We start from the raw sequence: 13,246 nt of genomic DNA on the forward strand, positions 1-13,246 counted from the left end.
AGCGGGAAACGTGCCGGTTTCCAAATCACAACATGTCGATCCGGCCGGCGTGCAGCGCGCGGAGCGCTGCACATGTAAAAAACGGTGAGCCGCGAAGCCCACCGTTTCAAAAAATGACGTGACTGGAGATCTCATCATCGCAGTTCAGCAATGCAGTCCTTCTCCATTGCCAAACACAATTCATATGTTTGTTGGGCCAAGGCCTGAGTATCCGGGGACGGGCCCCGGATACATCTTCAAATCCTGTTAAGGATTAGAAGTTGCGCTGGAAGCGGATCATGCCACCGAATGCATCGTCGTTACCGCCGACAGCGGGGCTGGTCGCGATATCCTTACGATGACCGTCGAACTTGGTGTAGCTGATTTCTGGCGTGATCGTGAAGCCAGGAACGAGCTCGTAAGCAACGTTCAAAGTACCAGCAACGGTGCCTTCGGATTCGTATGCAACCTGTGCATTGACAGTTGCCTTATCCGAAACCTTGGCGGACAGACCACCCCAAACAGCCCAGTCACCTTCCCAGCGGCCGAACCAGTTCAGGCTGCGGACGTGACCGGTCGTGTAATTGTCGTCGAAGTTCGACTGATAGCCACCCATGACGAATGCCTTGACAGCGTCGGTGATCTTGACGTCCAAACGAACCTTACCGGCCCATTCTTCGATAACCGAGTCATAACCAGCAACAGCCGAGATGCCGCCCCAACCCTGCTCGTACTTCACGCCACCAACTACATGCGGCATGTAGTCGTTGATGCGGTAGTCATGGCTTGCACCATCGTTGTCCGACTCAACTTCACCCTGTTCAGCACCGATCATGGCCGAGAAGCCATTGCCAGCTGCGAACGTGTAGCTAACCTGGTTGGATGTGCCGGACTGATAGTTGATCACGTCGTCGTTGATGACGCTGCCGGCATAACCGGTGAACGAACCGAACAGTTCGTCAGCAACACCGATGCGGAAACCGCCGAGCTCGATGAACGCGTTAGGAATGAGGCCACCGCTGTTGGAACCGTTCGTGTAGTTGAAACGTGTTTCAATGTACGAACGCAGTGTGCCGAGTTCTGTTTCCGAACGGGCGTCGAAACGAACAGTGGCGCGTGTGCGCTTGTAATAGGTGTCTTCGTTCAGGCCGTCGGAGCCCTTGATGCCGCTGACATGGCCGCCGGTGTATACGCTGTCGCCGCCCTTGGCGTCGTAACGGACATAGCCGCCGATCTTCAGGCAGGTCTCGGTGCCAGGAATGTAGAAGAAGCCCTTGCCGTATGCATCGCAAACGCGAACGTATTCGACAGCTTCAGGTTCGGCGACGACAACTGCGTCAGCAGCGCGCGCGCCAGTTACTGCAACCAGAGCTGCAGCGGAGCCGAGTAGCAGGCTCTTAATGTTCATTGTTGCTCTCCATGAGATTGGTAGTGACAATTCGGTATTCTGCGACTTTGGTCGTAGAGTCAAATGTCAAATTACAAATCTTTAATGCCGGGAGCGATGGGATTTTTATTGTTGCGGATTTGCAACTATAAGTTAACACGGGGTTAATATCAAGTATAATCAGTATTAATACTTTAACGTACAAGCATATCATGCTATTGTAACAAAATTGTGATAGGGTTTGTAAATATTATCAGGTTTTCGCTTGGTATTTCCGTCAGCTGCGTGGCGTCCGGCGGTCTGGTGGATCTGCTGTTCCCCGTGCCTGACCGCGCGGGATGAGTCTGGAGGCGGCCACGTCCGTTCGTGGCAGCGGGTGAGACGTCAATCAGCCCGCCCGACCCTATCCTTAAGTTGATAGCAGTCGCGCCTTGCCCTTGCGGGCAGCTTGGTTGTGGCTGATTCTGAGCGCAATTGATACGCCATTCAACAATGGCTGCAGCCAGCCGCAAGACACGCATGGGTGACATGCCACGTCCGAAATCCGGATTATCTGTGCGCAGTCAGAAGTTTAATTCTCGCCTTTCGCCGTATACGCCTGACGAGCGCCGGCACATCGACCGTGCAATCCTGAAAATTCATCTGAGCAGCGCGGCTCTGCTCCTCCGCCTGAACGATGATTTTTTCCTTGCAGCTCTGTCGTCCCAGAAACTTAATTCTTGTTCGCATGTTCCACACCCCCTCATGTCTTATGACTTTTTTTGAGAGACCTCATATATGCAATGATTCCGGATGGTTTGGAATATATCCGGGGTTCAAATGCCGGGCTGGCCATACACGAAACAGTGAATAAACCTCGGCGCGAGACTGTCGTATCGGTTGGCGCTACGGACGGAGGAGGGTGGAGACTTGGCGTTCACGCAAGATGAGATAACGGCCCACGCCCTGGTGATCGTCGATGTGCAAAATGCCCTCATCACGGGAGCCGAAGCCGTCCCGGATTGCGTCCAGCTTCAGGGGGCGGTGAAAAGGCTTCTCGAGAATGCGCGCGTGGCCAAGGTGCCGGTTGTCTTCCTGCAGAATGACGGTCCTGCCGGCGCGGTTGACGCGCCGAATACCGATGGCTGGCAATTGTTCTTTCCGCCCGAGGCGCGCGAGGTGGTGATCCGCAAGTCCAGGGATAACGGCTTCGACGGCACCGGTCTTGAGGGTGTGCTCCGGGCGCATGGGGTCCGGTCGATGGCGATCTGCGGCATGCTGTCGGAAATGTGCCTGGCGGCGACGGCACGAGCTGCGCTGGAAAAGGGATTTGCCGTGATCCTTTCCCATGATGGCCACGCAACCTACGATGTGCCGGCCGGTCCGGGCAACTCGGAGGCTGTTCCCGCTCGGTTGGCGGCGCGGGCGGCAGAATGGTCGCTGGGCGACGATATTATCCTTTTGGCCGCTGCGGGCGATATCCGCTTCCAGAAGCCCCGTCGCAGGTAAAATGCTTCCGGGGCTTGCCGTTGGCCAATGGCAGGGCGTCCCCCCTTAGCGCAAAAGGCGCAGGAAGATCGTGCTTGCGGCAACCCCGAAGGCTCCGCCGGCCGCCTTCACCGCGGCATCGAGCAGCCGGGCATGCCGGGTGGGGGCAAGCATCTGTGCCAGCTCGAAACCGAAGGCCGCGCCAACCACCAAAACCAGGATGAGCAGCCACCGCCGCGGATAGGCCGTCGCAAAGACGAAGCCAAGCACGGCAAAAGCTGCAAAGCGCTCGACATTGACCGGCAAGCCGCTCTCCGGCCGCAGGCTGATGGGGTCGACAGTGATGAAAAGTATGGCTGCGAACAGCAGCCAGGCGGCGATTTGAATGAGCTTCATGCATACCCCATAGCGCATTCAACGCCTGGTTCCAATCCGTCACAATCTGCAATTTAGGGTAAAGCTGGATGTCGGCGTGCGGGCAGCGCAAACTTCACGTTGCGCATTGCCCGTATCCTTCGGGTGAGGCCCGGCAAGGGGCATCGGGGGGTGATGGGATGCCGAGCCTCCGTTGCCCGAAGGTGACAACGTGCGGGTGATAACACGAGAACCTGAGCAGGAGATTATCCGAACCTGAGCCGAAACTGAGATGCAGTCCGGCCTCGGGGACAGCAGTCTGCCGGCGCGCGGATGCGCCTGTGGCGAGGCCCAGTGCAGTGCCGAGCGAAGGCAGGCACGCACTGGACCCCGTGCTTGGGTTGCTCAAGCGAAGCTCACTTGCCAAAGGCGTTTGTCACAATCAAGCCGTCACGTTTCCCGCGTCGTCCCATGCCGTTCCTTCAGCTGCGGTAATGGACCCGGTACCTGTCTTCGACCGGCTGTCCAACCGTTGCTTTGACCCCCAGGACGAAATGGATCGAGATGATCTTGTCGGCCTCTACACCCGCTTCAGACAGTGCGGCATTCAGCGCCTTGATCGTGGCAGCGACTTCCATCTCCTTGACCGGTATCTGCTCGTTCGTTGTCATTATTCGTTCCTTTACACAACGGGGAATGCCTTGGCCCTTACTGGGCTTGGCTCGTTTGCCCGGGCGCTGCTCATGCGCGCCCTGTCAGGCATGTCCGATGTACCGCGCTGATATACATTGGCATAATATAAGAATTGTCATATTCTAATAGGCATAGGCTATGAGTAGGTCATGCCGCCATGCGATGGGCCAATCGCGGGAAGGTGACTCAACCATTGGCCTGTATTGAAGGGAGCATGATCGTCATGACGTTGTCCGGCCTGTCGCTTCGCGATCTGGAATATGCCATTGCGGTTGCGGATCTGGGCAGCTTCGGCAAAGCCGCCGAACAGTGCCGGGTTGCGCAACCCTCGCTTTCCGTACAGGTGAGCAAGCTCGAGACCCGGCTGAAGACGGTGATCTTCGAACGCACGACGCGGCGGGTCATCGTCACGCCGCAGGGTCAGGAGCTCCTTGACCAGATGCGCCGTGTGGTGCTGGAGGCGCGCCGGCTGCTGGATCTGTCCGTCCGCTCGGCGGAGGCTTTCGGCGGCACGTTGCGCCTGTCGGCAATCGCCACGCTTGGTCCCTATTATTTCCCGCGCATTCTCCAGAGCTTGCGCGCGCACTATCCGGCGCTTGCCTTCGTGCTGGGTGAAGGGCGCACCGACGACCTCGTCACGGCTTTGCTGCGCGGTGACCTCGATGCCGTGCTCATGTCGACACCGTCCGGAGAGCCGGGCTTGAGCGAAATCCCGCTGTTTCATGAACCGTTCGTGATGGCCTGTCCCGAGGGACATGCGGCAACGCTGGCTGGCGGTGCCGGATGGAAAGATCTGTCCGCCCATGAGCGATTGCTGCTGGAGGAGGGGCATTGCCTGCGGGATCAGGCCATTGCCGCCTGTGCGGAGATCGACACCACGAACCGGCATGCGACCAGCCTGGAGACCCTGAAATATATGGTGGCCGCAGGCGAGGGATGTACCCTGCTGCCCGTCCTTGCGGTGAGTGACGTTCGTGGGCTGCACTATCTGCCGCTGCAGGGCAGCGGATATGCCCGCACCATTGTCCTGGCCTGGCGGCGCAGCGATCCCCGGACAGAGGATTTTGAACAGCTCGGCGCCAATCTGCGCCGGTTTCAACATCCCGCGATCCGCACATTTGCCTGAGCAAGGACAAGCGTCATTGGCAATGTACAGTTTTATGCAAGTTTATACTTTTATGTCATGTTGCCATTGGGATTGCGGCTTATGACCAAGGGGAATGAGAGGATATGGGGCAGGGGGAGCTCGTTTCGTGAACGCACGTCTTTCGTGGATAGCTTGTGTTTTCTTCAGCCTAAGCTTGATGGTTGTGGGGTCCGCCGCAGCGCAGGAGGCGGTTCCAGCTCTGTCAGGTGACCTTGCCGAGCTGTGTGCTCCCGATCCGCAGCATCCCCCAAGCCTATGGAAGATCAGCAAGAAATTGGATCAGGGGGCATGGCGGTCGCGTCTGTCCTGTGATTCCGGCGCTGCCACTTCGTCCGGGCCCGTGCTGCGCCTCTCCGTGCATCCGGGCGATGCCGTTGAAAAAGAGTCCGACGAAAAATCGACGGAACGCGTGGAAATCCAGATGCGAAAGGAGGTCGTCAAGTTCGATGAGCCGACATGGTACCGCTTCCGGTTCCGTCTTGAACGTCCCTGGCAGGGCATTGGCAACCGGACCGTCATTCATCAGGTAAAACAGAACATCCAGGCGCGTGACGAGAAGCCGCAAGGGGCGTGTCCCGCCGCCAATCCCCTGTTCAAGGTCGAGGCCCGCCCGTCGGCCACGGGGGCGGATTTCCTGGTCAAGGTGCGCGGAACCAGCGACTGCAATCTCGGGGAATCCAGAATAATATGCGGTCCATGGCACCTGGACCTGGATCACTGGAATGATGTGAAGGTCATGATCAAGCCCAGTCTGAAGGAAGGGGCAAGCCAGGTGCAGGTCTGGCTCAACGGGCGCGGTTGCGATCCGTACACAGGGCTTCTCGGCTATCCCGATCATGGTGCCCGTGATGATTCCGGCCGCCCGTTTATCGACGTCCAGCCGCGCTTTGGCATTTATCGTGATGCCCTGCCGGACAATGTGCAATCGATCGATTTCACGGGTATTCGGTTTTGGTCGGCAAATCCGGCAGGCGATCCCTCGTGGTCGGAAAATCCGTTGCCGATGCGATGATGCCCGGTCATCAGGACTGCTGTTCACATCTTAAGGCATTTCTAACTATCCGGTTCGGAACCATCACGGGATTCTCTAATTCTTGACGACTCTTCGCTAGGCATCTCGCCGACAACGGAGCAGGTGCCTATGCGCGAGGATATTTCAGGATTCAGTGTACCGAGATGGCGGCTGACACGCTGGTTGGCCGATGCTGGATCCAATGTGCCTGGCTATATTCGATCGGAATTGATTGCGAGCCTGTTCGGAACATTACCGATTTTTGCCGGCGGCGTTATCAATACAATTCTGGTATCGGCGTTCATCGCCTACCGGATACCGCGACCGGAATTCATCTTCTGGCTGGGATGCGAATTGCTGATTTGCGGCACGAGGCTCGTGGTGCTGCTCATCAGCCACAGGAATGCCAAAGCGGGCAAAGCCACGCCTACCGACATTTACATTCTGCTGGCTCTGGCCTGGTCAGGCGCCGTCGGTTACGGCTGTTTCATCAGTATGATGAGCGGGGATTGGGTGGTGGCAACGCTCGCCTGCCTGTCCGCCGGCGCCATGGTGGGGGGCATCTGCTTTCGCAATTTTGGCGCGCCGCGTCTTGCCTCGGTCATGATCATCTTGAGCCTTGGGCCTGCTTGCCTCGGCGGTGCGCTGTCCAGCGAGCCGATCTTATACGTCACGCTTTTGCAAATTCCGCTTTATCTCATCAGCATGGCCATGGCCTCGCACAAGCTCAACGCGATGCTGATTGCGACAAAGCTGGCTGAACGCGAAAACGAGCGCCGGGCAAATGAAGATGCGCTGACCGGCCTGTTGAACCGCACGGGTCTGCTGGCACACATCAATGATCGTTTGTCGGCGCTGCAGCAGGATCAGACAGGCTTTGCCGTGCTTTACCTCGATCTGGATGGCTTCAAACTCGTCAACGATCAATATGGCCATGCAAGCGGCGATGAGGTGCTGTTTGAAGTGTCGAGGCGGATTTTAGCCAATCTCGGGCCCGAAGACGCAGCGGCCCGTATTGGCGGTGATGAGTTTGTTGTTGTGAAAGCGGGCGAGGACGATCAGGACCTTACGGCGTTTGCGGCGTCAATCTCTGAAAACATAGGCGAGCGCATCCGCTTGAACGTCGGCAGCAGCGTGGAAGTGGGGTCCAGCATGGGAATTGCCCTTGCGCCGCGGCACGGAAGTGCGGCCGGCGTTTTATTGGATAAGGCCGACAAGGCTTTGTATCAGGCAAAAGCTGCGGGAAAGAACAGGCACGCCATCGCGCTTTAGATTCAGCCGAATATGGCACAACCCCTGTCCATTTGAGACGGGCGACGACCTTGGCTCGCCCGTCTTTCCGTGGCCCTCCCTCAGGCCTCGGGTTCGTGGCAAACCATTTCGATGTTGTGCCCGTCCGGATCAACGACGAAAGCCGCATAATAGTTCGCATGATAGCGCGGGCGCAGACCCGGCGCGCCATTGTCTTTACCGCCCGCGGCCAGAGCCGCCCGATGGAAGGCCTCGACCTGCTGGCGATTCTCGGCCGTGAACGCCAGATGAAGATGCGCCGGCTTCTCCTCGGTCTGGTACAGGCACAGGGAGGCCTTGCCCTTTGGGCTGAGCTCGGCACCCTGCGCCGGTGTCGTCCCCTCTGCGATGATAGCGATACCGAGCGGTTCGAGTGCCTTGAGATAGAACGCCTTGCTGGCTGCATAGTCGGTTACGCCGAATTTCACATGGTCAAACATGGCTTCTCCTGAAGTGTGTGGGCCTGGACGCGTCCGCCGAACCCTGAGCGGAACAGAGCGTCATGCGCCTCCTGATCGGGATCATAGCAGCAGTCCTCGACCAGGCGCACATCGTAGTCCGCATCGCTGGCCCAGGTGACGCTGGAAAGAACGACGCCGGTGGTGCTTATTCCGGCCATGACAAGGGTGCTTACACCGCGCGTCCGAAGATCGGCGTCGAGCGACGTGCCGTGAAAAACGCTGGCTCGCGGACATGCATAGAAAAGATCACCCGGTTCGATCGCAAGCCCCGCGACGGGGCGGCCGGTACGAAAATGTCCGGACGATATATAAGGCGAAATCTGGCGGTTGCTCGCCGGCGGTGCGTGTTCATAGGCTTCACCCAGCGAAAAGTTGGGGAACAGCACCGGCCGGCCGGTGGCGCGCCAGCGCTTGATCAGTGTGTTGCACCGATCCAGCAAGGGCGACGGCTCTTCCCCGAACAGGATTGCAAACACGTCGGCTTGATAGTGCATAATGACGAGGGCCGCTCTCTCGATATAGCTGCCCTGGAAATCGACCAACATCACAATCCTCCAAAATGAAATCCGAATTCGACTTTCGAATCATCCCGTTTAGCGCGGCGAGTATGAGGCAAGGCTGGGGAAGGTAAAGAAATCCGTGGGACGGTCCGTGCTGAAAACGCCCAGGCCGTGCATTTGTGTGCAGTTTGTTCTTTTTCTTCCAAATCGGCTATTGCCAAAAAAACCCCAGTATTCTAGGGGTTCGGCACCGGCGGAGCGTAGCGCAGCCCGGTAGCGCACTTGACTGGGGGTCAAGGGGTCGTCGGTTCGAATCCGGCCGCTCCGACCATTTATCCCGCCAGATCATTCATTGGTTGGATAGATCGGTTATCAAAAAGCCAGACCTCGCGTCTGGCTTTTTTGCTTGGTAAAGTGCGTCAAGGCTTGTCCGGCGTGGCACCCGTCCGCGATTCCAGCCGGTAGCGATTGCCGGGATAGACCAGATGGACCAGCGAGACCACGGTATCGCCCGACCAGGTGCGGCGGCGGATGGCAAGGCATGGCTCGCTGCGCGCAATGCCGAGCAGCTTGCGGTCGCGTGCCGATGGCATGGCAGCCTCGACGATATGCTCCGACCCGCCGAGGGGGGCAATCGCGCTTAGATAGGCGTTGGGCGTGCGCGCCGTAAAATCCTGCGCCAGATAGTCGGGAGCGGCGCGCGGATTGACGAAACGATCCTCGATCTGCACGGCGATGCCGTTTTCCCGGTGCACGATCACCGAGTGAAAGACGGGTGCGCCGGATGGCAGTTCAAGCGCATCGGCGACGGCACAGGCGGCGTTCTCCCGATTGAGACGAACCACTGACGCGCTGTGGACATGGCCGCGCTCGATGATTTCATCGGCGATGTTGCGCACTTCGAACAGCGTTGAATGACCCTTGCGCGCCGCGACAAACGAGCCGACGCCGCGGATGCGCACCAGCTCACCCTCATTGGCAAGCTCGCGCAGGGCGCGGTTGGCGGTCATCTTGCTGACGCCCAATCCGGCTACCAGCTCGTTCTCCGAGGGGACGCGATGCTCGGGCGGCCATTCGCCGCTGTGAATGCGGCCGAGGATCATCCGTTTCACATGGGCATAAAGCGGTGCACCATAGCGTGTGGCGGGTTGCTTCTTGAGCATGGCATCGGTCATCGCAGGCCCTTCATTGCCCATTCCTTGTGCAGGATCAGAATTTGCCTCGCTGTGCGACTTTCCCTCTTGCGCGGCACAGGGGATGTCATAAGGTACCATATACAACTTGCCAAAAGACAAAAGCTCAAAAGCCACCGCAGTGTGGCACGGGAACACGGGTTCAACACTTGCCAACCTCAAGAGGAGAAGGCTGATGAAACTACACAAGCTCCTGCTGTCGGGTGCGATGGCGCTTTCCGCGCTGTCCATGTCTGCGGCCCATGCGAAGGACTGGAAGACCGTCACGATCACACTGGAGGGCGCCTATGCGCCCTGGAATGTCACCAATCCGGACGGGACGCTGGGCGGCTTCGAGCCGGAACTGGCCGCACATATGTGCGCCGAGATGAAGATCGAGTGCAAACTGGTGGCTTCCGATTGGGATGGCATGATTCCAGCGCTCAACGCCGGCAAGTTCGATGTTATCATGGATGCGCTGTCGATCACCGACGAGCGCAAGCAGGTCATCGATTTCACGATCCCCTATGCCAATACCCATGCGGGTTTCGCCACCCAGAAGGACAGCCCGCTGGCCAATGCGGCCGGAACCGGTTCTGTTCTCAAGCTCACGCCGGGGCAGACCGGCGTTGCCGAAATTGAGGCGATGAAGACGGCCTTCAAGGGCAAGACCATCGGCATCCAGGCGGCGACCGTCTATGCCAAGTTCATCTATGACAATTTCGGCAGCATCGCCACCGTGCGCGAATACAAGACCGGCGCGGAGCGCGATCTCGATCTGGAGTCCGGCCGTATTGATCTTGCCTTCGACGATGCCGTGTATTTCGGCACGACATTCGAAAAGGCCAACGGCGCGCTGGTTTTCACCGGCCCTGAATTCGGCGGTACGATCTTCGGCATCGGCGAGGGGCTGGGCATCCGCAAGGCCGATACGGATCTGAAGGCCATGTTCGACAAGGCCATCACCGCCGCCCTGGCGGATGGCACAGTCAAGACCCTGTCGATGAAGTGGTTCAAGACCGACGTCAGCCCGTGATGATCGCCGCGAGGCGGTAACGCCCTCTGGATGAATGGGGCATTGTCAGAAAGGCGGGCATTTGCAGCATCTGACAATGCCCGCCTATACTCTGAAAAACCGGATCAACCGGGCGGAGCGGGAACACGGCGCATGTGGATAATCGAGGTGCTCGGATTTGGACAGCAGGGCTGGGGCGGGCTGCTTATCGCCGGTGCGCTGATGACCCTGTGCGTGACCATCGTCGCCCTGCTGCTCGGCGCTGTTCTCGGCACCATGGTCGCCTGGGCGAAACTGTCGGGAAACAGGGGTCTGAGCGCGCTCGGAAACACCTATACGACGGTGTTTCGCGGTGTTCCTGAACTTCTGATCATCTATCTCATCTATTTCGGCGGATCGGGCGCCGTCACCGCCATCGGTCGCTATCTCGGCTATGAAGGCTTTCTCGGACTGCCGTCCTTTGCCGCGGGCGCGCTGGCGGTCGGCATCATCTCCGGCGCCTATCAGGCGGAGGTCTATCGCGGCGCTTTTCTGGCCATTCCCAAGGGGGAACTGGAGGCCGCAGAGGCCATCGGCATGCATCGCGGCCTGCGCTTTCGCCGCATCATCGCGCCGCAGGTGCTGCGTTTCGCCATTCCCGGTATCGGCAATGTCTGGCAGCTGAGCCTGAAGGACTCGGCGCTGGTTTCGGTGACCGGGCTGGCGGATCTGATGCGCACAAGCCAGGTCGCCGCCGGATCGACCCGGCAATATTTCCTGTTCTTCATTGCCGGCGGCTGTCTTTATCTCGTTCTGACCAGCCTGTCGGACCGGCTGTTCAACCGGGCGGAGCGGCGCGCCAACCGCTCCATGCCGTCGTCCCTCGGTCAGGCCTGAGGAGCGGTCATGGATTTTGTCTTCATTTTCCAGACCATGAAAACCCTGCTGGCAGCGGTGCCGATGACGCTGGCGCTGTTTTTCCTCTCGATCTTCTTCGGCGGTCTGCTGGCCCTGCTGATCGTGTGGATGCGTGTCGCCAAAAACCCGATCCTCAGCAATTTTGCCAAGGGTTACATTTTCGTGTTCCGCGGCTCGCCCCTGCTGATTCAAATGTTCCTGGTGTTTTACGGCCTCGGTCAGTTCGGTTTCATCCGCTACAGCTTTCTCTGGCCGTTCCTGCGCGAACCCTTTGTCTGCGCCGTGCTTTCCCTCGCGCTGTGCACGGCGGGTTATACCGCCGAGATATTTCGCGGCGGTCTGCGGGCCGTTTCCGTCAAGGAGATCGAGGCCGCGCGCTCCATCGGCATGTCAGGTTTTCTGCTCGTCCGGCGGATCATCGGACCGATCGCGTTCCGCCATGCGCTTCCCGCCTATTCCACCGAAATCGTCATGATGGTCAAATCGACCGCGCTCGCCAGCCTCGTGACGGTGTGGGAGGTTACGGGCGTGGCACAGCGTCTCATTTCGCAGACCTACCGCACCATGGAAGTGTTTTTGTGCGCGGCGGCGATCTACCTCATCCTCAATTTCCTGATCCTGCAGGCCATGGCGCTGCTGGAACACCGGCTTTCCCACCATCGGCGCGCTGTTCCGCGTTTGCCGTAAGGAACCTTGTATTATGGTGCATGAACATTCCGCCGATCCCGCCGCAGCAACCGTCAACCGGCTTTCCGTGCGCAATATCCGCAAGAAATTCGGTTCACTGGAAGTCCTGCGCGGGATTTCGCTCGAAGCCCATGACGGCGACGTCATTTCCATTCTCGGGTCGAGCGGTTCGGGCAAATCGACGTTCCTGCGCTGCATCAATCTTCTCGAAATTGCCGATGAAGGCGAGATCTGGGTGGATGGCGAACATATCAACATGGTCAGGAAGCACGGCAGGAATGTCCCCGCGAGTTCGAAGCAGGTGGACCATATCCGCGCGGAGCTCGGTATGGTGTTCCAATCGTTCAATCTGTGGTCGCATATGACCATCCTGCAAAACCTGATCGAAGGCCCCGTTCACGTGCTCAAACGCCCCCGGGCGGAATGTATCGCAGAGGCGGAAGCGCTTCTGGAAAAGGTGGGGATCGCTGAAAAGCGCCATGCCTATCCGGCCCATCTGTCCGGCGGTCAGCAGCAGCGGGCAGCCATTGCCCGCTCCCTGGCGATGAAACCGAAGGTCATGCTGTTTGATGAGCCCACCTCGGCGCTCGATCCCGAACTGGTCGGTGAAGTGCTGCGGGTGATGCGCTCGCTGGCGGAGGAGGGGATGACGATGCTTGTCGTGACCCATGAAATGAATTTTGCGCGGGATGTTTCCAACCGCGTCGTGTTCATGCGCGAAGGGCTGATCGATTGCGATGGTTCGCCGGCGGAGATGTTCAGCGGCGCAACCTCGCCCGCATTCCGGCAGTTTATCGGTAATTTCCGGGGTTAGGGCGGATTCTGCCCTTGGCGGTTTTCCGCCGGACGAGTACGGCATTCACGGCAAATCGGGCTATCGCTTCGGCATCCCGGTTGCCGATAATGAATGCGGCACGGACAAAACGCTCCAGAATTTTCCGTTCCGGATCGTTGTCATCCTCGATCTTCAACGTCCTTGCCGCCCCGTCCAGCGCCTGCTGCATGAGTTCGCCGTCGGCCGTTGAATAATTCGGATTATCGGTATCTAAAAACGTCAATGACCATTTCCACCCATTATTTTATGTGTTGGATGCAACCGGTAGTTTATAAATTCTACTTGTATAAGAAGCTTGATTTAATCGCCTGATGCTGCGTTGAAATTGCGTCTTTCTCAAGGTAACGCAC

The 13,246-nt window shown here is 58.5% G+C and carries 15 protein-coding genes and 1 tRNA gene; 9 read left to right on the forward strand and 7 right to left on the reverse strand.

From position 1 onward, the window contains the following. Positions 1-253 precede the first annotated feature (253 nt). Entirely contained in the window at positions 254-1,387 is a 1,134-nt protein-coding gene (locus tag ACP7B1_RS17510; protein ID WP_426137153.1) for a porin, read from the reverse strand. 888 nt (positions 1,388-2,275) lie between these two features. Here ACP7B1_RS17510 and ACP7B1_RS17515 point away from each other — a divergent pair. Continuing rightward, entirely contained in the window at positions 2,276-2,854 is a 579-nt protein-coding gene (locus ACP7B1_RS17515; RefSeq protein WP_346306738.1) for an isochorismatase family protein, read from the forward strand. 45 nt (positions 2,855-2,899) lie between these two features. Here the strand turns inward: ACP7B1_RS17515 and ACP7B1_RS17520 are convergent, their stop codons facing one another. Together ACP7B1_RS17520 and ACP7B1_RS17525 are read right to left on the reverse strand one after the other, a co-directional pair. Then, on the reverse strand, positions 2,900-3,229 hold the full coding sequence (locus ACP7B1_RS17520; RefSeq protein WP_346306739.1) for a VanZ family protein: 330 nt from the start codon (positions 3,227-3,229) through the stop codon (positions 2,900-2,902). A 440-nt stretch (positions 3,230-3,669) separates the two neighbouring features. Further along, the gene (locus ACP7B1_RS17525; protein ID WP_223615732.1) at positions 3,670-3,858 is read right to left on the reverse strand and encodes a hypothetical protein; all 189 of its coding nucleotides are present in this window, start codon (positions 3,856-3,858) and stop codon (positions 3,670-3,672) included. 236 nt (positions 3,859-4,094) lie between these two features. On the opposite strand from ACP7B1_RS17525, the gene ACP7B1_RS17530 reads away from it, so the two are divergent. The 3 genes from ACP7B1_RS17530 (at position 4,095) to ACP7B1_RS17540 (ending at position 7,311) form a co-directional block, all read left to right on the forward strand. Next, positions 4,095-5,006 (forward strand): LysR substrate-binding domain-containing protein, encoded by a 912-nt coding sequence (locus ACP7B1_RS17530; protein ID WP_346306740.1) that lies wholly within the window; start codon positions 4,095-4,097, stop codon positions 5,004-5,006. A gap of 178 nt (positions 5,007-5,184) precedes the next feature. Further along, entirely contained in the window at positions 5,185-6,039 is an 855-nt protein-coding gene (locus ACP7B1_RS17535) for a heparin lyase I family protein (RefSeq protein ID WP_346306741.1), read from the forward strand. A gap of 129 nt (positions 6,040-6,168) precedes the next feature. Further along, positions 6,169-7,311, forward strand: a complete 1,143-nt coding sequence (locus ACP7B1_RS17540) for a diguanylate cyclase (RefSeq protein WP_403172977.1) — start codon at positions 6,169-6,171, stop codon at positions 7,309-7,311. Between the two features lie 80 nt (positions 7,312-7,391). On the opposite strand, the gene ACP7B1_RS17545 is transcribed toward ACP7B1_RS17540, so the two are convergent. Both ACP7B1_RS17545 and ACP7B1_RS17550 read right to left on the reverse strand, forming a co-directional pair. Continuing rightward, a complete protein-coding gene (locus tag ACP7B1_RS17545) occupies positions 7,392-7,769 on the reverse strand; it encodes a VOC family protein (protein WP_346305778.1) in 378 nt (125 codons plus the stop codon). Next, positions 7,754-8,335, reverse strand: coding sequence for an isochorismatase family cysteine hydrolase (locus ACP7B1_RS17550; RefSeq protein ID WP_346305779.1), 582 nt, complete (start codon positions 8,333-8,335; stop codon positions 7,754-7,756). Before ACP7B1_RS17550 ends, ACP7B1_RS17545 begins: the two co-directional genes overlap by 16 nt. A gap of 209 nt (positions 8,336-8,544) precedes the next feature. Here ACP7B1_RS17550 and ACP7B1_RS17555 point away from each other — a divergent pair. Next, a tRNA-Pro gene (locus ACP7B1_RS17555) sits at positions 8,545-8,621 on the forward strand. An 88-nt stretch (positions 8,622-8,709) separates the two neighbouring features. Here ACP7B1_RS17555 and hutC read toward each other — a convergent pair. Continuing rightward, positions 8,710-9,465, reverse strand: coding sequence for a histidine utilization repressor (hutC, locus tag ACP7B1_RS17560; protein WP_346305780.1), 756 nt, complete (start codon positions 9,463-9,465; stop codon positions 8,710-8,712). A 193-nt stretch (positions 9,466-9,658) separates the two neighbouring features. Here hutC and ACP7B1_RS17565 point away from each other — a divergent pair, with 193 nt between their 5' ends. The 4 genes from ACP7B1_RS17565 (at position 9,659) to ACP7B1_RS17580 (ending at position 12,875) form a co-directional block, all read left to right on the forward strand. Further along, the gene (locus tag ACP7B1_RS17565) at positions 9,659-10,498 is read left to right on the forward strand and encodes a transporter substrate-binding domain-containing protein (protein WP_223615739.1); all 840 of its coding nucleotides are present in this window, start codon (positions 9,659-9,661) and stop codon (positions 10,496-10,498) included. A gap of 132 nt (positions 10,499-10,630) precedes the next feature. Continuing rightward, positions 10,631-11,353: an ABC transporter permease gene (locus tag ACP7B1_RS17570; RefSeq protein ID WP_346306001.1), complete on the forward strand. Its 723-nt coding sequence runs from the start codon at positions 10,631-10,633 to the stop codon at positions 11,351-11,353. Between the two features lie 9 nt (positions 11,354-11,362). Next, positions 11,363-12,061 (forward strand): ABC transporter permease, encoded by a 699-nt coding sequence (locus tag ACP7B1_RS17575; protein ID WP_346306002.1) that lies wholly within the window; start codon positions 11,363-11,365, stop codon positions 12,059-12,061. A 13-nt stretch (positions 12,062-12,074) separates the two neighbouring features. Next, positions 12,075-12,875 (forward strand): ABC transporter ATP-binding protein, encoded by an 801-nt coding sequence (locus ACP7B1_RS17580; RefSeq protein ID WP_223615742.1) that lies wholly within the window; start codon positions 12,075-12,077, stop codon positions 12,873-12,875. On the opposite strand, the gene ACP7B1_RS17585 is transcribed toward ACP7B1_RS17580, so the two are convergent. Further along, complete coding sequence (locus ACP7B1_RS17585) at positions 12,853-13,119, reverse strand: hypothetical protein (RefSeq protein ID WP_426137154.1); 267 nt, start codon at positions 13,117-13,119, stop codon at positions 12,853-12,855. The two genes, ACP7B1_RS17580 and ACP7B1_RS17585, sit on opposite strands and share 23 nt — an antisense overlap. Between the last annotated feature and the right edge of the window lie 127 nt (positions 13,120-13,246).

Source organism: Phyllobacterium sp. SL163, from assembly GCF_049896885.1.
Classification (GTDB): domain Bacteria; phylum Pseudomonadota; class Alphaproteobacteria; order Rhizobiales; family Rhizobiaceae; genus Phyllobacterium; species Phyllobacterium calauticae.

What these genes read in the sequence shown, in the direction of transcription:
- ACP7B1_RS17580 (WP_223615742.1), top strand. Translation starts at nt 12,075, where the DNA reads ATGGTGCATGAACATTCCGCCGATCCCGCCGCAGCAACCGTCAACCGG.
- ACP7B1_RS17540 (WP_403172977.1), top strand. Translation starts at nt 6,169, where the DNA reads ATGCGCGAGGATATTTCAGGATTCAGTGTACCGAGATGGCGGCTGACA.
- ACP7B1_RS17545 (WP_346305778.1), bottom strand. Translation starts at nt 7,769, where the DNA reads ATGTTTGACCATGTGAAATTCGGCGTAACCGACTATGCAGCCAGCAAG.
- ACP7B1_RS17510 (WP_426137153.1), bottom strand. Translation starts at nt 1,387, where the DNA reads ATGAACATTAAGAGCCTGCTACTCGGCTCCGCTGCAGCTCTGGTTGCA.
- ACP7B1_RS17520 (WP_346306739.1), bottom strand. Translation starts at nt 3,229, where the DNA reads ATGAAGCTCATTCAAATCGCCGCCTGGCTGCTGTTCGCAGCCATACTT.
- ACP7B1_RS17570 (WP_346306001.1), top strand. Translation starts at nt 10,631, where the DNA reads ATGTGGATAATCGAGGTGCTCGGATTTGGACAGCAGGGCTGGGGCGGG.
- ACP7B1_RS17530 (WP_346306740.1), top strand. Translation starts at nt 4,095, where the DNA reads ATGATCGTCATGACGTTGTCCGGCCTGTCGCTTCGCGATCTGGAATAT.
- ACP7B1_RS17550 (WP_346305779.1), bottom strand. Translation starts at nt 8,335, where the DNA reads ATGTTGGTCGATTTCCAGGGCAGCTATATCGAGAGAGCGGCCCTCGTC.
- ACP7B1_RS17535 (WP_346306741.1), top strand. Translation starts at nt 5,185, where the DNA reads ATGGTTGTGGGGTCCGCCGCAGCGCAGGAGGCGGTTCCAGCTCTGTCA.
- ACP7B1_RS17565 (WP_223615739.1), top strand. Translation starts at nt 9,659, where the DNA reads ATGAAACTACACAAGCTCCTGCTGTCGGGTGCGATGGCGCTTTCCGCG.
- hutC (WP_346305780.1), bottom strand. Translation starts at nt 9,465, where the DNA reads ATGACCGATGCCATGCTCAAGAAGCAACCCGCCACACGCTATGGTGCA.
- ACP7B1_RS17575 (WP_346306002.1), top strand. Translation starts at nt 11,363, where the DNA reads ATGGATTTTGTCTTCATTTTCCAGACCATGAAAACCCTGCTGGCAGCG.
- ACP7B1_RS17525 (WP_223615732.1), bottom strand. Translation starts at nt 3,858, where the DNA reads ATGACAACGAACGAGCAGATACCGGTCAAGGAGATGGAAGTCGCTGCC.